Raw genomic sequence first — 20,388 nt, 5'->3', positions numbered from 1 at the left:
CTGGTTTCCTTCGTGTCCTCACGGGCCGGTGGTGATGTGGCCCTGCCCCCGCCGGGCCGTGTTCGGGCGCTCGGCGGGGGCAGGGCGGGCGGGGTCTCAGTGCCCCTGCGCGCCGCTCGCCCGGCGGCGCAGAAGCCAGACCCCGCCCACGGCAGCCGCGGCCAGCACCGCCGCACCTGCCGTGACCTGGGCGGTGTCGGGGCCCACACTGCCCCCGACACCGGTCTGGACGTGGCCGCTCGGACTCCGGTGCTTGACGGTCAGGTCGCCCCGGGCCGTCCTGCCGTTGTCGCAGGCCACACTGATGCCGTAGGTGCCGGGCTTGGCGTGCTCCGGCACGTTGAACTGACCGACGACGACCTCTTTGTGGGTGCTCGGGTTCAGCTGGAACTCGCCCGCGCCGAGCGAGTTCGCGTCCCCGACACCATGACCGTGCTCCCCGCAGGCGAGGGTGTTGACGGTGACGGTGGTACCCGGTGAGGCGGAGGAGGGGAAGACTTCGAGCGACTCCGGACGGTTGTTGTTGGCGTACGCGCCGGGAGCGGCGACCGCCCCCAGCGCGGCGACCGCCAGCGCGGTACCGGTGAACAGACGGACAGTGGTGCGCATGGGGGGCCTCCGGGGCGCGCGAGCGGTCATGCCGTGCGGTCCTCCCGGGAGGGACTTCCCGGAAACGACCTTCTGAGACCGAGATAAGAGCCGCCGCGTGCCCCGCGCCTGCTGATGAGGCATCAGGATTGGGCCGTCCGATACGGTGTGTCGACTGGATCCCCGGTGTCTGCGCAGGTCAGGCCGGGTTTCGTGGCGTCAGCTGACACCCGGTGCCGAACGGGTGACGGGGTCAGGGACCCAGTTCCCGTGCAGCCCCAGCGGGACCCGGACCGGCAGATGGATCCGGGCGACCGGTGCGCCGGAGAAGTCGCGGGCGGACAGGATCACCAGATCGGTCGCGGCCCGCTCCGGCGCGAAGACGTACGCCATCACGTACCCGTCGTCCTCGGCCCCCGGCGACTCGGCGGGCACGAACACCCCCTCGCCGACGGTCCCGTACCGCCCGAACTCGTGCGCCTCCGTGGTGCCGCGCTCCAGGTCGTGCTTGAGGAGGGCGTTGCTGAATCCCTCCTCCGGCCGGTCGTCCCCAGGGCCGGCGGGAGCGGCGTACAGCTCGACGGCGGCGGTGTACCCGTACCGATAGGGGCGGCCCGTGCTCAGGGAGGCGACGCGCGGGAACTCCTGGACGCGGTCGTCGAGCCGGTCCTCCCGTACGGTCCCCCGCGCGAGGCCGAGCGTCCAGCGGTCCAGGGTCGGGCGGCTCGCGCCCACGTCCCTGATGTCGAAGCCCTCGCCGTGCCGGACGACATCGACGACGATCTCCCCGGTGCCTGTCTCGTACGCGTTGAGGGTGTGCCCCACCAGGCCGGGCGCGAGGCCGAACCAGCGGACCGCCCCGCCGCCGTCGCGGGGGAGCACGCCCACCCGTGCCCCGCGCCCCTCGTCCCAGGTGAAGGGCACGCCCGTGGCCAGATGGGCGGGGCTGAACACCACGGGCGAGTCGAAGAGCAGGACGTGGTGCTCGGTCAGCGCGAAGTCGTGCATGTACGGGTTGCCGGGCACCCGGACGGTCCTGGTGCGCCGTACCGTCCCGGTGGCGTCCATCACGATGTGCTGGATGTCGTCGGAGCCGTAGAGGAAGGCGAGCGAGTGCAGTTCGCCGGTGTGCGGGTCGAAGAGGGAGTGGGCGTTGGCGCTGTACCCCTCGGGGGTCGCCCCCAGGTCGCAGGGGCCCACCGTGTCCAGCTCGTAGCCGAGCTCGTACGGGCGGATGCCTCCCTCGACGAGGGCGAAGGTGCGGCCCGCGAGCCCCGCGACCTGCACGTTCGGGGAGACGTCGAGGCGCTCGTCGACCGGGGTGCCGCGGCGCGGCTCGCCCAGCCGGTCGGCGACGGAGCCGGAGCGGACCCAGCGGTTGCGGTACCACTCGGCGCGCCCGTCCCGGATGCGGACGCCGTGCACCATGCCCGCTCCGAGGGTCCAGATGTGGGCGGCGGCGTCCTCGACGCCGAGGGGGTTGGGGCCGTTCCGTAAGTAGCGGCCGGTGAGGTGGGCGGGGATCCGCCCGGTGACCGGCAGGTCGTGGGCGGTGACCTCCTCGGTGACGGGGGCGAAGCTTCCGGAGAGGTAGCGGTTGCGGCGGGTGGTCGTCATCGGGCGGCTCCGGCGGTCGCGGGTGCCGGCTGCGGGTCCGTGGGTCCCGGCTCGGGGCGGGTGGGCTCCGGTTCCGGGCGCGCGGGTCCCGACTCCGGGCGCGTCGGGCCCGGGTCCGTGGGCTTCGGTGCTGTGGGCTTCGGTGCTGTGGGCTCCCGCTCCGGGGCGAACGCCCGTGCCACCGCCGCCATCAGCGCGTCGTAGCGCGGGCCGGCCTCCTCCGGGTCGAAGTGTCCGGCGATCTCCAGGCTCACCGCGCCGTGCGAGGCGGCCCAGAAGATCTTGGAGACCTCATGGGCGTCGCCCGGCCGGAGGACCCCGGCGTCCATGCAGGCGGCGATGGCGGCGGCCGAGGTCTCGAAGGCGGTCCCGGCGACGGCGAGGGCCTCCGGGCTGGGCCGGTAGCCCGGCACGGGCTGCTCGAACATCACCCGGTAGTAGGCCGGTTCGGCCAGGGCGTGCCGCCGGTAGGCCGTGCCGAGCGCGGTGAGGTGGGCCAGCGGGTCGTCGCCGCGCGGGATGCCCTCCTGGGCGCGGCGCAGCCGGGCGAAGCCCTCCCGGTACAGCGCGTCGATCAGTCCCTCCTTCCCGCCGAACATCGTGTAGATGACCTTGGTCGACGCGCCGATGTCGGTGGAGATCCGCCGGACGGTCAGGGCAGCGGGGCCTTCGGCGACGAGCAGGGCGATGGCGCGGTCGAGGATCGTGGTGCGCACGGCGTTCTGGCCGAGGCGCTGGGCATCCTGGTAGGGCGTGCTCATGGGTAACACCGTATCTGACTGGTAACGGTGTTACCAGCGGGGGATGTGCCGAACCGGCGTGGCGGGGAGGGGCGTTGTGTGTGCCGAGGGGCTCCGTGGCGCGTCAGGGCCGGAGTTCGTCCCGCTCCACCGCGTCGTACGCCGCGTACACCCGCCCCATCAGCTCCTCGTCCACCGCGAACACGACCTCGTCGATCGCCGTCACGGGCGCGATGCCCCGGGAGTTGGTCACCAGGGCGGCCCGGTACCCCGTCAGGTCCGCCAGGGTGACCGGGCGCCTGACCGAGCCCAGCCGGGGCGCCAGCAGGGCCATCGTGATCCCTTCGAGGCAGGGCGCCGACGGCCAGACCAGAGAAGTGCCGTCCCAGAAGGCGATGTTGGTGATCGCGCCCTCGGCGATCTCACCGTACGGGGAGGTCAGCAGGGCCTCGTCGAAGCCGGCCCGCACGGCCGCCTCGCGGTGGTAGCTCTGGCCGAAACCGCCCAGGTGCTTGATGTGCGGCGCGGGGCGCCAGTACTCGGCGGTCGTCAGCCGCTGCGGGGCGCCGGGGCCGTCCGGGGCCGGCGCGGCGACCGTCACCGCGACGCGGACGCCCGGGTACACGTACACCCGCAGCGAGGCGTCCCGCCGTCCGGCCCGCTCCAGGGCTCCGGCGGCCAGCGCGCGGACCTCCTCGCCGTCCAGCCCCCGGCCGAACAGCTCCCGGGTGGAGCGGTCGAGGCGGGCGAGGTGGAGGCCGAGCCCCTTCACCCGGCCGTCCCGCACCTGCATGGCCGTGAAGTGCCCGAAGCCGGTCATGACGGCGGCCAGCAGCCCCGGGTCGGCCGCGGGGGCGCCGTCGATCTCGATGTGCGGAGGGGGAGTCGTCATGCGCTCACCGTACGTCCAGGGGAAGTTCCCGCGATCGGCGCTTGACCTCAACCAAACTTGAGGTACCACGATCCTCGGCATGGACATCACGAACTCCACCCAGGCCCAGCCCCTCACGCTCGCCCTCGTCGTCGCCAGCGACCGCGAAGGCCGCTTCGCCCCCGTCGTCACCGACTGGTTCCGCTCCCGCCTCGCCGAGCGCGAGGACTTCGCCGTCACCCTCGTCGACCTCGCCGAGGTCGACCTCCCCACCACCCTCACCCACCGGCCCTCCCCGGCCGTCCGCGCCGAACTCACCAAGGTCACCCCGGTGCTGGAAGCGGCCGACGCCTTCGTCGTCATCACCCCCGAGTACAACCACTCCTTCCCCGCCTCGCTCAAGAACCTGATCGACCGGCACTACACCGAATGGCAGGCCAAGCCCGTCGGCTTCGTCTCCTACGGCGGCATCTCCGGCGGCCTGCGCGCCGTCGAGCAACTGCGCCAGGTCTACGCCGAGATGCACGCCGTGACCGTCCGCGACACCGTCTCCTTCCACCACGCCCACGGGCAGTTCGACGAGGACGGCCGCCACAAGGACCCGGCCGGCGCCGAGATCGCCGCCAAGGCCCTCCTCGATCAGCTCGCCTGGTGGGGCAGCGCCCTCAAGAACGCCAAGTCCGTCCACCCGTACGGCAAGTGAGGAGCCGCCACCATGCTGCTGCGACTTCTCGCGCCCCGCCTCCGGCCCCACCGGCGCCTCCTCGCCCTCCTCGTCGGCCTCCAGCTCGTCCAGACACTGGCCTCCCTCGCCCTGCCCACCCTCAACGCCGGGATCATCGACCAGGGCGTCCTGCGCGGGGACACCGACCGGGTCCTCCACGGCGGCGCCGCGATGATCGCCGTCACCCTGCTCCAGGCGGTGGCCGCTGCCGCCGCCACCTGCACCGGCGCCCGGATCGCCATGGGCGTCGCCCGCGACCTGCGCTCCGAGGTCTTCCGGCACGTCCAGGACTTCTCGGCCCGGGAGCGGGGCCGCTTCGGCGCCGCCTCCCTCATCACCCGCACCACCAACGACGTCCAGCAGATCCAGACCTTCACCGTCCTCGTCCTGACGATGCTGGTCGCCGCGCCCCTCCTCTGCTTCGGCGGCATCGCCATGGCCCTGCGCCAGGACGTGCCGCTCGCCCTGGTCCTGCTGCTCTTCGTGCCTGTGATGACCGGGGCCGTCGGGGCCGTCGTGCTGCGCATGAGGCCGCTCTTCCGGGGCATGCAGGAGCGCGTCGACGGAGCCAACCGGGTGCTGCGCGAGCAGATCACCGGCGTCCGGGTGGTCCGCGCCTTCGTCCGCGACCGGCACGAGCGGGAACGGTTCGCCGCCGCCAACGACGAACTCCTCTCCGTCGGGCTGCGGGCCGGCCGCCTCCAGGCCCTGATGTTTCCCACCGTGCTCATCGTCTGGCAGCTGACGACCGTCGCCCTCGTGTACGTCGGCGCCCACCGCATCGACTCCGGCGCCCTCCAGCCGGGCGGGCTCGTCGCCTTCCTCGGCTATCTGCTCCAGACCTCGATGTCCGTGATGATGGTCCTCTTCCTGCTCATGAACCTGCCCCGGGCCGAGGCGGGCGCCGAGCGCGTCCGCGAGGTGCTCGACACCCGCCCGTCCGTCGCCCCTCCGGTGGACCCGGTGAGGCCGGCGGTCCGGCGCGGTCGTCTGGAGGTCAGGAGCGCGGACTTCCGCTACCCGGGCGCGGAGGAGTCCGTCCTCAGGAACGTCGAGCTCGTGGCCCGCCCCGGGGAGACCACCGCGATCATCGGCTCCACCGGCAGCGGCAAGTCCACCCTCCTCGGACTCGTCCCCCGGCTCTTCGACGCCACCGGCGGCGAAGTCCTCGTCGACGGCGTCGACGTCCGGAAGCTCGACCCCGAACTCATGGCCAGGACCGTCGGACTCGTCCCCCAGAAGCCGTACCTCTTCTCCGGGACCGTCGCCACCAACCTCCGCTACGGCAAGCCCGACGCCACCGACGAAGAACTCTGGCGCGCGCTGGAGACCGCCCAGGCCGCCGACTTCGTCCGCACGCTCGACGAAGGCCTCGACGCGCCCGTCTCCCAGGGCGGCACCAACTTCTCCGGCGGCCAGCGCCAGCGCCTCGCCATCGCCCGGGTCCTCGTCGCCCGCCCCCGCCTCTACCTCTTCGACGACTCCTTCTCCGCCCTCGACCCCGGGACCGACGCCCGGCTCCGCGCCGCCCTGCGCGAGGAGACGGCGGACGCGACCGTCGTCATCGTCGCCCAGCGGGTCTCCACCATCCGGCAGGCCGACCGGATCGTCGTCCTCGACCGGGGCCGGAGCGTCGGCACCGGCACCCACACGTCCCTGATGCGGGACAACGCCACCTACCGGGAGATCGTCCTCTCCCAGCTCACCGAGGAGGAAGCCGCGTGAGTACGGCGACCGAGCCCCGCGCCCCCGGCACCACCCCCGGCACCACACCCTCCGCTCCCGGCACCACCCCCGGCGGCCCCGCCACCGCCCCCGCCCGCACCGGCCCCCCGCCCCAGCGCGGCCCCGGCCTCGGCACCCCCTCCCTCGAACGCTCCCTCTCCTTCCGTGCCTCCGGCCTCCGCCTCCTGCGCACCCTCGCCCCCGACCGGCCCCGTCTCCTCGGCGTCCTCGCCGCCGGCGCCGCCGCCGTCTCCCTCTCCGTCCTCGGCCCGCTCCTCCTCGGCCGCGCCACCGACCTCGTCATCACCGGAGCCACCGGCCCCGCCGGGGTCGACTTCCCTGCCGTCGGCCGGCTCCTCGCCCTGTCCGCCCTCGTCGTCGCCGGGTCCTCCCTCCTCACCTGGGCCCAGCTGCGGATCGCCACCACCGTCGTCCAGCGGGCGGGCCACCGGCTCCGCCGGGAGGCCCAGCACAAACTGGCGAAGCTGCCCCTCACGTATCTCGACCGGCAGTCGCGCGGCGAGGTGCTCTCCCGCACCACCAACGACATCGACAACGTCACCCAGACCCTCCAGCAGGCCTTCAGCCAGATGGTCCGCGCCCTGCTGACCCTGGCCGGTGTCCTGGTGATGATGTTCTGGATCTCCCCGCTGCTCGCGCTCGTCGCCCTCGCCACCGTGCCCGTCTCGATCGCCGTCGCCGCCCTCGTCGGGAAGCGCGCCCAGCCGCAGTTCGTGAAGCAGTGGGCGGTCACCGGCCGGCTCGGCAGCCACGTGGAGGAGATGATCACCGGCCACACGGAGGTCGTCGCCTTCGGCCGCCGCGCCGAGGCCGTGCGCCGCTTCGACGAGCTGGGGGAGGAGCTGTACCGGGCGAGCTTCCGCGCCCAGTTCGTCTCCGGCTTCATCCAGCCCGCGCTGACCTTCGTCGGCAACCTCAACTACGTCGCCATCGCCGTCGTCGGCGGACTGCGGGTGGCGAGCGGCACCCTCTCCGTCGGCGACGTGCAGGCCTTCGTCCAGTACTCGTACGACTTCAACGGCCCGATCACCCAGGTCGCCGCGATGGCCAACCTCCTCCAGTCCGGGGTGGCCTCGGCCGAGCGGGTCTTCGACCTCCTCGACGCCGAGGAGGAGACCCCGGACCCGGCCGCGCCGAAGAGGCCCGCCGAGCCGCGCGGCAGGGTCTCCTTCGAGAAGGTCGCCTTCCGCTACGAGCCGGGCAAGCCGCTCATCGAGGACCTGTCGCTCACCGTCGAGCCCGGCAGGACCGTCGCGATCGTCGGACCGACCGGCGCGGGCAAGACCACCCTGGTCAACCTGCTGCTCCGCTTCCACGAGGTGACCGGCGGCCGGATCACCCTCGACGGCGTCGACACGGCCGCGATGACCCGGGAGGAACTGCGCTCCGGGATCGGCATGGTCCTCCAGGACACCTGGCTGTTCGGCGGCACCATCGCCGACAACATCGCGTACGGCGTGCCCGGCGAGGTCTCCCGCGAGCGGATCGTCGAGGCGGCGCGGGCCGCGCACGCCGACCGCTTCGTCCGCACCCTGCCCGCCGGGTACGACACCGTGCTCGACGAGGACGGCGGCGGCCTCAGCGCCGGGGAGAAGCAGCTGATCACCCTCGCCCGCGCGTTTCTCTCCGACCCGGTGATCCTCGTCCTCGACGAGGCCACCAGCTCCGTCGACACCCGCACCGAGGTCCTCGTCCAGCAGGCGATGGCCTCGCTCCGGGCCGGCCGCACCAGCTTCGTCGTCGCCCACCGGCTCTCCACGATCCGCGACGCCGACACCATCCTGGTGATGGAGGACGGAGCCATCGCCGAACAGGGCGGCCACGAGGAACTCCTCGCCGCCGGAGGGGCGTACGCCCGGCTGCACGCGGCCCAGTTCGCCCGTACGGTGGAGACGTGATCGTCACCGTCCGCACCACCATCGACGCGCGCGCCAAGGCCGAGGCCCTGGCGCGCGGCGCCGTCGAGGCCCGGCTCGTCGCCTGCGCGCAGATCTCGGGGCCCGTCACCTCCGTCTACCACTGGCGGGGCGCGATCGAGACGACCGAGGAGTGGCAGGTGGAGTTCAAGACCGCCGAGGCCCGCTTCCCGGCCCTGGAGGCGTACCTGCTGGCCGCCCACGACTACGAGACGCCCGAGATCCTCGCCACCCGGGTGACCCGGGTGGGCGCGGAGTACGCCCGCTGGGTCGAGCGGGAGACCGAGGCCGCCGAGGTGACCGCGGCCCCCGTGGACGACGAGCGGCCGTTCTTCGTCTACGGGACGCTGCGCCCCGGCGCGTACAACCACGACCGGTTCCTCGCCGGCCGGATCGGCACCGAGGAGGACGCCGTGCTGCACGGGGCGGTCCTGCGCGACGGGCCCGGCTACCCGTACGTCGTCCCGGCGAACGGCGGCAAGGTGGTCGGCACGCTCCTCACGCCCTCGCCCGGCGACTACGGCGACCTGTTCGGGCTGCTCGACCGCCTTGAGCTGCCCGTCGGGTACGAGCGGGCGGCGATGGACGTCGTACGGGTACGGGACGGGGCGCGGGTGTCCGCCTGGGTGTTCCTGGCGGCGCCGGACGCGCCGCTCGGCGAGGTCATCGAGAGCGGGGACTGGTTCGACCGGCCGTAGGGCCTGTGGTGCGCCTGACCGGTCGGCCGTGGCTCGTCCGGCCGGTTCAGCCGGCCTTGGCGTCCTCGGTGCCGACCGGCTCCAGGCGCACCGCGCACACCTTGAACTCCGGCATCCCGGACACCGGGTCCAGCGCCGGGTTCACCAGGGTGTTGGCCCGCCCCTCCCCGTACCAGTGGAACGGCATGAAGACGGTGTCCGGCCGGATGGCGGCGGTGATCCGGGCCGGTGCGACCGCCCGCCCGCGCCGCGAGACCACCGCGATCCGCTCGCCCTCCGCCACCCCCAGCCGCTCGGCCAGCCGGGGGTGCAGCTCCACGAAGGGGCCGGGCGCCGCCGCGTTCAGCTCGGCGACCCGCCGGGTCTGCGCCCCGGACTGGTACTGGGACACGACCCGCCCGGTGGTGAGGACCACCGGGTACTCGGCGTCCGTCTCCTCGGCCGCCGCCCGGTGCACCACCGGCACGAACCGGGCCCGCCCGTCGTCGGTCGCGAAGCGGTCGAGGAACAGCCGGGGCGTCCCGGGATGGGCCCCGGCGCCCTCCGGGGCCGCCGGGCAGGGCCAGAAGACGCCCTGCTCCTCCTCGATCCGCCGGTAGTCGATGCCCGAGTAGTCGGCGGGACCGCCGGCCGAGGCCCGCCGCAGCTCGTCGAAGACCTCCTCGGGCTCGGCGGGGAACCCCTTCTCCCAGCCGAGGAGTCCGGCGAGCGCGTGCAGCACCTCCAGGTCGCTGCGCACCCCGGCGGGCGGGGTGAGGGCGCGGCGCCGGAGCAGGACCCTGCCCTCCAGGCTGGTCATGGTGCCGGTCTCCTCCGCCCACTGGGTGACCGGCAGCACCACATCGGCGAGCGCGGCGGTCTCGGAGAGCACCACGTCCGCGACGGCGAGGAAGTCGAGCGACTGCAGCCGCTCCTCGACGTGCGCGGCGCGGGGCGCGGAGACCACCGGGTTGGAGCCCATGAGCAGCAGGGCCCTCACGTCGCCGCCGAGCGCGTCGAGGAGTTCGTACGCGCTGCGCCCCGGGCCCGGCAGCGACTCGGGGGGCACGCCCCAGACCCCGGCCACGTGCGCGCGTGCGGCCGGGTCGTCGAGCTTGCGGTAGCCGGGCAGCTGGTCGGCCTTCTGGCCGTGCTCGCGACCGCCCTGGCCGTTGCCCTGGCCGGTGAGGCAGCCGTAGCCGCTGAGCGGGCGGCCCGCCTTGCCGGTGGCCAGACAGAGGTTGATCCAGGCGCCGACGGTGTCGGTGCCCTTGGACTGCTGCTCGGGGCCGCGCGCGGTCAGGACCATGCCGGTGGGGGCGTCGGAGAACAGCGCGACCGCCTCCCGGAGCTGCGGCACCGGCACGCCGGTGATCCGCTCGACCTGCTCCGGCCAGTGGGACATGGCCCCGGCGCGCGCGGCCCCCCAGCCCGCGGTGCGCTCCCGGACGAACTCCTCGTCCACCCGCCCCTCGGCCACGACCAGGTGCAGCATGCCGAGGGCGAGCGCGAGGTCGGTGCCGGGGCGGGGGGCGAGGTGCAGGTCGGCGTGTTCGGCGGTGCGGGTGCGGCGCGGATCGACCACGATCAGTTTCCCGCCGTTCTCCCTCAGCTCGGTGAGGTGGCGCAGGGCGGGCGGCATGGTCTCGGCGAGGTTGGAGCCGACGAGGATCACGCAGCCGGTCCTCGGGATGTCCTCCAGGGGGAAGGGCAGCCCCCGGTCGAGCCCGAAGGCCCTGCCGTGGGCGGCTGCCGCCGACGACATGCAGAAGCGCCCGTTGTAGTCGATCTGCGAGGTGCCGAGGACGAGCCGGGCGAACTTGCCCAGGGTGTACGCCTTCTCGTTGGTGAGGCCGCCGCCGCCGAAGACCCCCACGGCGTCGGGGCCGTGCCCGGCGCGGGTGCGGCGCAGCCCGTCGGCGACGGCGCCGAGCGCCTCCTCCCAGGACGCGGGCGCCAGGGCCCCCGTGCCGGGGCGCCGGACCAGGGGTTCGGTGAGCCGGACCCGGGAGGAGAGTACGGAGGGGGCGGTGCGGCCCTTGCCGCACAGGGCGCCCCGGTTGACGGGGAAGTCGGCCCGCTCGACCACCTCGGCGGGCAGTTCCGGGACGCCGGTGGGGCGGAGCGACATGCCGCACTGCAGGGCGCAGTAGGGGCAGTGGGTGGGTACGGCGGTGACCTCGGACATGGGGTTCAGCGTGCGTCGGGAGTGTTACGCGGGGTGGCGCCGCGCATTACGGGCGCGGTGCCATGCGCTCCGCGCCCCGCGGCCTCCGGGGTGAGGGGGCGCCTCGGTCCCTCGCCTCACCGCTTCGGTCCCTCGCCTCACCGCTTCGGTCCCTCGCCTCACCGAGGGGCGTGGGCCGCCGAGGCCAGCGCCTCGACGACGCCCTTCTCCTGTGGGCCGAGGAAGTGCGGGTCGGGCCGCAGACCGGCGTCGAGGGCGGCCTTGCCCGCCGCGAACAGCTCCCGGGTGGTGCCGTAGTACCAGGTGCGGTCGTGGGGTTCGGGCACCCCGACGCCGTACGCGTCGACGCCCGCGCGCCCGCAGAGCGCGACGGCCCGCTTGATGTGGAAGTCCTGGGTGACGAGCACGGCCCGGTCGACGCCGAAGACCTTCCGGGCGCGGACGCAGGAGTCCCAGGTGTCGAAGCCCGCGTAGTCGCTGACGATCCGGCCGTCGGGCACCCCGCGCGCGGTGAGGTACGCGCGCATGGCGCTGGGTTCGTCGTACGCGGTCCGGCTGTTGTCGCCGGTGACGAGGAGGACCCGGACCTTGCCCGTCCGGTACAGCTCGGCGGCCGTGTCGAGCCGGTGCGCGAGGTACGGGGTGGGGCGGCCGTTCCACAGCCCGGCGCCGAAGACGACGCCGACGTCCCGGGCGGGCACGTCGGCGGTGGTACGGAGCTTCCCGGCGGCGGCGGTGTGCATCCAGGTGACCGGGGCGAGGGCGAGCACGGCGCCCAGCATCACGGCCTGGACGGTACGGCGGCGGGCCCGGGTGGTGCGGGGGATCAACCGGGTGAGCCGTGCCGGCATGCGGGAACCTCCGTGGTGCGGGGAGCGGTGGCGGTCTGTCACCCCGTCCGACGCGCCTCGGCGGGATTCGGTTCGCCGGACGTGCGGGTTGTTCCGTACAACACACCGGCCAGGCCCATCCCGAGCAGCATGCCGAGCAGTTGGGCGGCGGCGAAGGCGGGCACGGAGGCGGGCGCGATCCCGGTGAAGGAGTCGGTGAAGGCGCGGCCGACGGTGGCCGCCGGGTTGGCGAAGGACCCGGACGAGGTGAACCAGATGGCCGCGCCGATGTAGCCGGCGACGGCGACCGGGGCGAGGGAGGGGCGCCCGATGTGGCGCAGGCCCCGTACGACGAGGACGAGACCGGCGGTGGCGACGGCCTCGCCGAGCAGCAGATGGGGCTCCGTGCGGGGCTCGGTGGCCCAGCCGGCGCCGGGCGTCCGCCCGAACATGGCCTCGGCGAGCAGGGCCCCGGCGACGGCGCCGGTGACCTGGGCGCCGATGTAGGCGGCGGCCTGGCGGCCCCCGTGCTCGGGGCGCTCGGACCACCACTCGGAGAGGGTCACGACGGGGTTGAAGTGGGCGCCGGAGAGCGGTCCGATCAGGGCGATGAGCAGCCCGAGGCCGAGGGCGGAGGCGGCGGCGTTGGCGAGCAGCCGGACACCGATGTCCTGGCTCAGGGAGTCGGCGCGGATGCCGGAGCCGACGACGACGGCGACGAGGGCGCCGGTGCCGATGAACTCGGCGGCGGCACGCCGGGGGAGCGTGGGCGGGGGCATTCTCATGGCGGAAAAGATATTCCGTGATCCGGAAGGAAAAAAGGGGAGAGGGGGAGATGTGCCGACCCGTACGATCCGCCCATGATCATCGATGCCGTCCTCGCGGAGGCCGTCCGCAACAACGCCGAGTGGTGCCGGGCCATGTGCGCGGCCCACGGCCACCCCGGCACCTTCGGCCCCCGCGCCTGGACCCACGACCGCCGCACCCCGCTCTACTACCCGGACGCGGTGACGCTGACCGGGGACGCGAAGGCCGGCGACGTCCTCACCGGCATCGACCGAAGCACCCCCGGTGCCTCGGTGAAGGACAGCTACGCCCGCCTGGACCTGGCGGCCGAGGGCTTCCGTCTCCTCTTCGAGGCCCAGTGGATCCACCGCCCGGCGGGCCTCCCGGTGCCCCCGGCCCCCGGCGACTGGCGCGCCGTCCGCACCCCGGACGAACTCGCCGCCTGGGCCCTCGCCTGGAGCGACGGCGACGCCGAGGAGGCGGCCCTGTTCCGGCCGGAACTCCTCGCCGACCCGGCGACCACGATCGTCGCGGGACACGGCGCCGACGGGCGGATCCTCGGCGGCGCGGTGCTCAGCGCGAGCGCCCGCGTCACGGGCGTCTCCAACCTCTTCGCCACGGGGGACACGGACCCGGCCGTGGCCTGGGCGGGCTGCCTGGGCCTGGTGCCGGACGGCCACGTCGCCGTCGGCTACGAGTCGGGCGACGACCTCACGCCCGCACTGGCCACGGGCTTCCGTGAAACGGGCCCCCTGAGGGTCTGGCTGGACGCCTGACCGCACCGCACGCGTGCGCGTGGTCCTGCCTCTGGCCGCACCGCACCGCACGCGAGCGCGTGGTCCTGCCTCTGGCCGCACCGCACCGCACGCGAGCGCGTGGGACTGGCCGACACCGCCGCGCGCGTGAGCGTGAGGTCACGGAAGAAAGTCGTGACCCCCGCGCAACGGGCAGGCAACCTGCGACCCGCAGGATCGGTGCATGACGGAGCCGGACAGTACCTTCGCCCACGCCGCCGGGCTGCTCGGGAGGATCACCGAGCAGCTCGGACTCCAGCTCGGCCACGTGCGTCCGTACGGCCCCCGACCGCGGAAGCACGACGAGGAGGTGTCCCCGCCCATGACCACGCCCACCCTCGTCGCCGTCGGCCACGGCAGCCGCGACCCCCGCGCCCGCGCCACCCTGAACCGGCTCCTCGGCCGGGTCCGCGAGCTGCGGCCCGGGCTCGACGTGCGGCTCGCGCACATCGAGCTGAACGCCCCGCTCCTCGACGCCACCCTCACGGAACTGGCCGCCGAGGGCCGGGACGCCGTACTCGTCCCGCTGCTCCTCGCCCCCGGCCACCACGTCACCCACGACCTGCCCGCCGCCCTCGCCGCCACACCCGCCCTCCGGGCCCGCGTCGCCGGACCGCTCGGCGCGCACCCGCTCCTCGTCGAGGCCCTCGCCGACCGGCTCGCCCGGGCCGGCTGGACCCCCGAGGACGGCGCCTCCCGCTCCGCCGGCGTGGTCCTCGCCTCCGCCGGATCCCGCGACCCCCGCTCCGCCGCCGAGATCCGCGGCATCGCCGCGCTCCTCGGCGAACGGCTCGGCGGCGTCCCGGTCGTCCCCGCGTACGCCTCCGCCGCCGCCCCCACCGTCCCCGAGGCGGTCCGCGCCCTCGCCGCCAGGGGCCGCCACCGGGTCGCCGTCGCCTCCTGCTTCACCGCCCCCGGCCTCTTCGCCGCCCGCGCCGCCGCCGACGCTCCCTGGATCGCCTCCGCCCCGCTCGGCGCCCACCCGGCGCTGGCCCGGCTGGTCCTCCACCGCTACGACACCTCCCTGGGGCGCACCAGCCCGAGGCGGGAACTCGCCACCGTCTGAGCGCTTCTGTCGGTGCCTCCGGTTACCTTCGAGTCATGGAAGGCATCACAGACAGCGCGGACAGCGCGGACATCAAGGACAGCCAGGACCCCACGCACCTCACCGACACCCCGGGGTACGACTCGGCCGCCACCGAGCGCTGGGCCGCCGAGCCCGACAAACGCCCCGGCCGCACCGCCTTCCAGCGCGACCGCGCCCGCGTGCTGCACTCCGCCGCGCTCCGCAGGCTCGCCGGCAAGACGCAGGTCGTCACCCCCGGCACCCGGGGCCACGCCTGGGACGCCAGCCCCCGCACCCGGCTCACCCACTCCCTGGAGTGCGCCCAGGTCGGCCGCGAGCTGGGCGCCGCCCTCGGCTGCGACCCCGATCTCGTCGAGGCCGCCTGCCTCTCCCACGACATGGGCCACCCGCCCTTCGGGCACAACGGCGAGCAGGCGCTCAACGACGTCGCCGAGGACTGCGGCGGCTTCGAGGGGAACGCCCAGTCGCTCCGCCTCCTCACCCGCATCGAGCCCAAGCGCTTCGTGAAGGACGACGAGGGCGAGCTGGTCAGCGTCGGGCTCAACCTCACGCGGGCCGCGCTCGACGCCGCCACCAAGTACCCCTGGCCGCGCGGCGGACACCCCGAGGACCCCGGCTCGCCCAAGTTCGGCGTGTACGAGGACGACCTGCCCGTCTTCGAATGGATCAGGCGCGGCGCCCCCGCCGACCGCAAGTGCTTCGAGGCCCAGGTCATGGACTGGTCCGACGACGTGGCCTACTCGGTGCACGACTTCGAGGACGGTCTGCACGCCGGGCACATCGACCCCAACCTGCTGCTCGCCGAGCCCGAGCGCGCCGACATCTGGGCGGTCGCCATCGGCCGCTACGTACCCGGGGACACCGACCCGCAGGAGCTGGCCGAGGCCCTCGACCGGCTCGTCGACCAGGAGTGGTGGCCGCACGGCTACGACGGCTCGGCCGTCGCCCAGGCCCGCCTCAAGGACGCCACCAGCCAGCTCATCGGCCGCTTCTGCCTGGCCGCCGAGGGCGCCACCCGGGAGGCCTGGGGTTCCGGGCGCCTCACGCGCTACGGCGCCGAACTCGTCGTCCCCCGCGAGGCGCGCAACGAGTGCGCGGTCCTCAAGGCCGTCGCCGACCGGTACGTGATGCAGCGCCCCCAGCAGGAGGCCCTCCGCGCCGACCAGCGAGTCGTCGTCGCCGAACTCGCCGAGGCCCTCGTCGTCCGCGCCCCCGACGGCCTCGAACCCCAGTTCCGGTCCCTCTTCGACACGGCCCGCGACGACCGGGCCCGCAAGCGCGTCATCATCGACCAGATCGCCTCCCTCACCGACGCCTCCGCCCGAGCCCTCCACGCCCACCTCCGCCCGCACCGCGCGTAGGTCCTCTTCCGTCACCCGGCTCCGTACGGGACGCTCGCATGCACGCCCCGAGGCGGTACGGCCCTGAGAACTCCCGGGGGCGTAGGTTGGAACCGGTCGCAAAGAGGAGGAAACGACGTGGTCGACGCAGATCAGACCTTTGTCATCGTCGGCGGGGGCCTGGCAGGGGCCAAAGCGGCGGAGACCCTGCGAGCCGAGGGGTTCAACGGCCGGGTGATCCTCATCGGCGACGAACGTGACCACCCCTACGAGCGCCCACCCCTCTCCAAGGGGTACCTCACCGGCGTCAAGGAACGCGACAGCGTCTTCGTCCACGAGGCCGCCTGGTACGCGGGCCATGACATCGAACTGCACCTCGGGCAGTCCGTCACCGCCGTCGACCGCGAGGCCCGCACCGTGCGCCTCGGCGACGGCACCGTCATCCGCTACGACAAACTGCTCCTCGCCACCGGCGCCGAGCCCCGCCGCCTCGACGTCCCCGGCACCGAACTCGCGGGCGTCCACCATCTGCGCCGGCTCGCCCACGCCGACCGGCTCCGCCAGGTCCTCACCGGCCTCGGCCGCGACAACGGCCACCTGGTCATCGCCGGCGCCGGCTGGATCGGCCTGGAGGTCGCCGCCGCCGCCCGCGGCTACGGCGCCGAGGTCACCATCGTCGAGTCCGACCCCACCCCGCTGCACCGGGTCCTCGGCCCCGAGCTCGGCCAGCTCTTCGCCGACCTCCACAGCGACCACGGCGTCCGCTTCCACTTCGGCGCCCGGCTCACCGAGATCGTCGGCCAGGACGGCATGGTCCTCGCCGTCCGCACCGACGACGGCGAGGAGCACCCGGCGCACGCCGTGCTCGCCGCGATCGGCGCCGCCCCCCGCACCGCCCTCGCCGAGAACTCCGGGCTCGCCCTCGTCGACCGCGCCGACGGCGGCGGCATCGCCGTCGACGAGTCGCTGCGCACCTCCGACCCCGACGTGTACGCCGCCGGGGACGTGGCCGCCGCCCACCACCCGCTGCTCCGCACCCGGCTGCGCGTCGAGCACTGGGCCAACGCCCTGAACGGCGGCCCGGCCGCCGCCCGCGCCATGCTCGGACAGCCCGTCTCCTACGACCGCGTCCCCTACTTCTTCTCCGACCAGTACGACCTGGGCATGGAGTACTCCGGCTGGGCGCCCCCCGGCTCGTACGACCAGGTCGTCGTCCGCGGCGACACCGGCAAGCGCGAGTTCATCGCCTTCTGGCTCAAGGAGGGCCGGGTCCTCGCCGGCATGAACGTGAACGTGTGGGACGTCACAGAGCCGATCCAGCGGCTCATCCGCTCCCGCACGGCCGTGGATGCCGACGCCCTCGCCGATTCCTCCGTCCCCCTGGAGAACCTGGCTCCGTAGGGGACCCCCGGCCCCCCGACCGCACATCATCGGGGGGCGACCCCCGGACCCCCGTACACTTCATGCGTGGCAGGCAGGATCAACGATGACGACGTGAAGGCGGTCCGGGACGCGGTCCCGATCGACGCCGTCGTGTCCGAGTACCTCCAGCTCCGCAACGCGGGCGGCGGAAACCTCAAGGGCCTCTGCCCCTTCCACGACGAGAAGTCGCCCTCCTTCCAGGTCAGCCCCAGCAAGGGACTCTTCCACTGCTTCGGCTGCCAGGAGGGCGGCGACACCATCGCCTTCGTGATGAAGATCGACCACCTCTCCTTCTCGGAGACGGTCGAGCGCCTCGCCGCCAAGGCGGGCATCACCCTGCGGTACGAGGAAGGCGGCTACAACCCCGGCCACCAGCGCGGCGAGCGCATTCGGCTGGTCGAGGCGCACAAGGCCGCCGCCCAGTTCTACGTCGACCAACTCGACTCGCCCGAAGCGGAGATCGGCCGCAAGTTCCTCGCCGAGCGCGGCTTCGACCAGGCCGCCGCCGCCCACTTCGCCGTCGGCTACTCCCCGGCCGGCTGGGACCACCTCACCCGCTTCCTGCGCGGCAAGGGCTTCTCCGACAAGGAACTCATCCTCTCCGGGCTCTCCCAGGACGGCCGCCGCGGCCCCATCGACCGCTTCCGCGGGCGCCTCATGTGGCCGATCAAGGACGTCGGCGGCGAGATCGTCGGCTTCGGCGCGCGCAAGCTCCGCGACGACGACAACGGCCCCAAGTACCTCAACACCCCCGAGACCCCGATCTACAAGAAGTCCCAGGTGCTCTACGGCATCGACCTGGCCAAGAAGGACATCGCCAAGGTCAGCCGGGCCGTCGTCGTCGAGGGCTACACCGACGTCATGGCCTGCCACCTCGCCGGGGTCACCACCGCCATCGCCACCTGCGGCACCGCCTTCGGCGGCGACCACATCAAGATCCTCCGCCGCCTCCTCATGGACAACGGCTCGGCCCGCGTCATCTTCACCTTCGACGGCGACGCCGCCGGCCAGAAGGCCGCCCTGCGCGCCTTCGAGGACGACCAGAAGTTCGCCGCCGAGACGTACATCGCCGTCGCCCCCGACGGCATGGACCCCTGCGACCTGCGGCTCGCCAAGGGCGACCCGGCCGTCGCGGAACTGGCCGAACCCCGCACCCCGCTCTTCGAGTTCGCCCTCCGCCAGATCGTGAAGCGCTACGACCTCGACACCGCGGGAGGCCAGGCCGCCGCGCTGGACGAGGCCGCCCCGATCGTCGCCAAGCTCAAGAACCTGGCCGTACGGCACGGCGTCGCGGTACAGCTCGCCGGCATGCTCGGCATCATGGACGAGCGGTTCGTCGTCCAGCGGGTGAGCCGGGTCGCCCAGTGGCAGCGGGACCGCGGCGGACGCGGCCCGACGGCCGACCGGCCGCGCCGCGAGACACCGCAGATCGAGGCACCGGCGGCGCAGTCCGGCCCCGCGCTCAACCTGCGCAGCCCCGCCCACCGCACCGAGCGGGAACTCCTCAAGCTGGCGCTCCAGCGCCCCGAGCTGGTCTCGCCGTTCTTCGACGCCTACGGCACCGACGAGTTCACCGCACCGCCCTACGCGGCCGTCCGCCAGTGCATCCAGGACGCCGGCGGCGCCGACGGCGCCCCCTCCGACTACCTCGACGTCGTCCGCGAGGCCGCGCCCAACGACACGGTCCGTTCCCTCGTCACCGAACTCGCCGTCGAAGCGATCTTCGCGGCCAAGGCGGTCGACGAGGTCTACGCGGCCGAACAGCTCGCCGCCGTCCGGCTCCGTGCCGTCGACCGCCGCATCGACCAGCTGAACTCCGCCCTGAAGCGCCTGGGCTCGGTGTCCCCGGAGCAGCAGGCCGCCGCGCAGCAGGAGGTCTTCGTCCTCCAGCAGTACAAGACGGCCCTCAAGACGCACGGTGCCGGCGCACTCTGACGTCCGGTAGTCTCCCGGTCTCAAAAAGTCACCGCACGCCCCTCGTGGCCTCGGTGTGTCGTACCCCACACTGGATGACGGAGTCGTTCCGCCCCTCCAGGAGGTCGCCCGCCGTGCAGACCCAGACCGTGCCGCAGGAACCGGCCGAACCCGGCGAGGACACGGAGGGGGCGGCGGCGGTGCCGCAGCGACGCCGGCCCGAACCCGGAGGCAACGGGCCCTCCTCCGACCTCTTCCGCCAGTACCTCCGCGAGATCGGCCGCATCCCCCTGCTCACCGCCGAGGAGGAGGTCGACCTCGCCCGCCGGGTCGAGGCCGGACTCTTCGCTGAGGAGAAGCTCACCAGCACCCCCGACCTGGACTCGCGACTGGCCGGCGACCTCGACCGGATCGTCGTCCTCGGCCGGATCGCCAAGCGCAGGCTCATCGAGGCCAACCTCCGCCTCGTCGTCTCCGTCGCCAAACGGTACGTGGGCCGCGGCCTCACCATGCTCGACCTCGTCCAGGAGGGAAACCTCGGCCTCATCAGGGCCGTCGAGAAGTTCGACTACGCGCGCGGCTACAAGTTCTCCACGTACGCCACCTGGTGGATCCGCCAGGCGATGTCCCGGGCCCTCGCCGACCAGGCCCGGACCATCCGCGTCCCCGTGCACGTCGTCGAACTCATCAACCGGGTCATCCGCGTCCAGCGCCGGATGCTCCAGGAACGCGGCTACGAACCCACCGCCGAAGAGGTCGCCGCTCAGCTCGACCTGGCCCCCGAGCGGGTCGGCGAAGTCCTCCGCCTCGCCCAGGAACCGGTCTCCCTGCACGCCCCCGTCGGCGAGGAGGACGATGTCGCCCTCGGCGACCTCATCGAGGACGGCGACGCCGCCTCACCCGTCGAGTCCGCCGCCTTCCTGCTGCTCCGCCGCCACCTGGAGGACGTGCTCTCCACCCTCGGCGAACGCGAACGCAAGGTCGTCCAGCTGCGCTACGGCCTCGACGACGGCCGGCCCCGCACCCTGGAGGAGATAGGCCGCATCTTCGGCGTGACCCGCGAACGCATCCGCCAGATCGAGTCCAAGACCCTCAACAAACTCCGCGACCACGCCTACGCGGACCAGCTGCGCGGCTATCTGGACTAG

At 73.7% G+C, this 20,388-nt stretch carries 17 protein-coding genes; 10 read left to right on the top strand and 7 right to left on the bottom strand.

Translation table 11 applies throughout. The annotated features are described in order from the left end of the window. Positions 1-96 precede the first annotated feature (96 nt). The 4 genes from ABT154_RS16525 to ABT154_RS16510 form a co-directional block, all read right to left on the bottom strand. Entirely contained in the window at positions 97-609 is a 513-nt protein-coding gene (locus tag ABT154_RS16525) for a GVDTG sorting domain-containing protein (protein WP_351857526.1), read from the bottom strand. Between the two features lie 198 nt (positions 610-807). Continuing rightward, positions 808-2,205, bottom strand: a complete 1,398-nt coding sequence (locus ABT154_RS16520) for a carotenoid oxygenase family protein (protein WP_351857525.1) — start codon at positions 2,203-2,205, stop codon at positions 808-810. After that, entirely contained in the window at positions 2,202-2,966 is a 765-nt protein-coding gene (locus ABT154_RS16515; RefSeq protein ID WP_351857524.1) for a TetR/AcrR family transcriptional regulator, read from the bottom strand. Before ABT154_RS16515 ends, ABT154_RS16520 begins: the two co-directional genes overlap by 4 nt. A 103-nt stretch (positions 2,967-3,069) precedes the next feature. Further along, positions 3,070-3,837 carry an aminotransferase class IV gene (locus tag ABT154_RS16510; protein WP_351857523.1) on the bottom strand — a complete coding sequence of 256 codons (768 nt, stop codon included), beginning with the start codon at positions 3,835-3,837 and terminating at the stop codon, positions 3,070-3,072. Positions 3,838-3,916: 79 nt separating this feature from the next. On the opposite strand from ABT154_RS16510, the gene ABT154_RS16505 reads away from it, so the two are divergent. The 4 genes from ABT154_RS16505 to cutA are packed head-to-tail and all read left to right on the top strand — an operon-like array spanning position 3,917 to position 8,900. Next, positions 3,917-4,519, top strand: coding sequence for an NADPH-dependent FMN reductase (locus ABT154_RS16505; RefSeq protein ID WP_351857522.1), 603 nt, complete (start codon positions 3,917-3,919; stop codon positions 4,517-4,519). Positions 4,520-4,531: 12 nt separating this feature from the next. Continuing rightward, complete coding sequence (locus tag ABT154_RS16500) at positions 4,532-6,265, top strand: ABC transporter ATP-binding protein (RefSeq protein ID WP_351857521.1); 1,734 nt, start codon at positions 4,532-4,534, stop codon at positions 6,263-6,265. Beyond that, on the top strand, positions 6,262-8,184 hold the full coding sequence (locus ABT154_RS16495) for an ABC transporter ATP-binding protein (RefSeq protein WP_351857520.1): 1,923 nt from the start codon (positions 6,262-6,264) through the stop codon (positions 8,182-8,184). The genes ABT154_RS16500 and ABT154_RS16495 overlap by 4 nt, the downstream gene beginning before the upstream one ends. Further along, the gene (cutA, locus tag ABT154_RS16490) at positions 8,181-8,900 is read left to right on the top strand and encodes a divalent cation tolerance protein CutA (RefSeq protein ID WP_351857519.1); all 720 of its coding nucleotides are present in this window, start codon (positions 8,181-8,183) and stop codon (positions 8,898-8,900) included. The genes ABT154_RS16495 and cutA overlap by 4 nt, the downstream gene beginning before the upstream one ends. Before the next feature lie 46 nt (positions 8,901-8,946). Here the strand turns inward: cutA and ABT154_RS16485 are convergent, their stop codons facing one another. From ABT154_RS16485 to ABT154_RS16475, 3 genes are all read right to left on the bottom strand, one after another. Then, positions 8,947-11,067 carry a molybdopterin oxidoreductase family protein gene (locus ABT154_RS16485; protein ID WP_351857518.1) on the bottom strand — a complete coding sequence of 707 codons (2,121 nt, stop codon included), beginning with the start codon at positions 11,065-11,067 and terminating at the stop codon, positions 8,947-8,949. 158 nt (positions 11,068-11,225) lie between these two features. Further along, a complete protein-coding gene (locus ABT154_RS16480) occupies positions 11,226-11,918 on the bottom strand; it encodes a SanA/YdcF family protein (protein WP_351857517.1) in 693 nt (230 codons plus the stop codon). 38 nt (positions 11,919-11,956) lie between these two features. Continuing rightward, the gene (locus ABT154_RS16475; protein WP_351857516.1) at positions 11,957-12,682 is read right to left on the bottom strand and encodes an aquaporin; all 726 of its coding nucleotides are present in this window, start codon (positions 12,680-12,682) and stop codon (positions 11,957-11,959) included. A gap of 75 nt (positions 12,683-12,757) precedes the next feature. On the opposite strand from ABT154_RS16475, the gene ABT154_RS16470 reads away from it, so the two are divergent. The 6 genes from ABT154_RS16470 to ABT154_RS16445 all read left to right on the top strand — a co-directional run bounded on the left by ABT154_RS16470 (position 12,758) and on the right by ABT154_RS16445 (position 20,388). Continuing rightward, positions 12,758-13,459: a hypothetical protein gene (locus tag ABT154_RS16470; protein WP_351857515.1), complete on the top strand. Its 702-nt coding sequence runs from the start codon at positions 12,758-12,760 to the stop codon at positions 13,457-13,459. Positions 13,460-13,661: 202 nt separating this feature from the next. Further along, positions 13,662-14,543 carry a sirohydrochlorin chelatase gene (locus ABT154_RS16465; RefSeq protein ID WP_351857514.1) on the top strand — a complete coding sequence of 294 codons (882 nt, stop codon included), beginning with the start codon at positions 13,662-13,664 and terminating at the stop codon, positions 14,541-14,543. Between the two features lie 35 nt (positions 14,544-14,578). Beyond that, positions 14,579-15,925, top strand: coding sequence for a deoxyguanosinetriphosphate triphosphohydrolase (locus ABT154_RS16460; RefSeq protein ID WP_351857513.1), 1,347 nt, complete (start codon positions 14,579-14,581; stop codon positions 15,923-15,925). Positions 15,926-16,042: 117 nt separating this feature from the next. Then, positions 16,043-17,305 (top strand): NAD(P)/FAD-dependent oxidoreductase, encoded by a 1,263-nt coding sequence (locus ABT154_RS16455; protein WP_351857512.1) that lies wholly within the window; start codon positions 16,043-16,045, stop codon positions 17,303-17,305. A gap of 66 nt (positions 17,306-17,371) precedes the next feature. Beyond that, the gene (gene dnaG, locus ABT154_RS16450) at positions 17,372-19,261 is read left to right on the top strand and encodes a DNA primase (protein ID WP_351857511.1); all 1,890 of its coding nucleotides are present in this window, start codon (positions 17,372-17,374) and stop codon (positions 19,259-19,261) included. A gap of 74 nt (positions 19,262-19,335) precedes the next feature. Next, positions 19,336-20,388: an RNA polymerase sigma factor gene (locus tag ABT154_RS16445; RefSeq protein ID WP_351857510.1), complete on the top strand. Its 1,053-nt coding sequence runs from the start codon at positions 19,336-19,338 to the stop codon at positions 20,386-20,388.

The sequence above is a fragment of the Streptomyces sp. NPDC001728 genome, from assembly GCF_040297565.1.
Lineage (GTDB): Bacteria > Actinomycetota > Actinomycetes > Streptomycetales > Streptomycetaceae > Streptomyces.
Note: the sequence above shows the minus strand (reverse complement) of the source record. Positions and strands in the feature narration are given on the sequence as shown.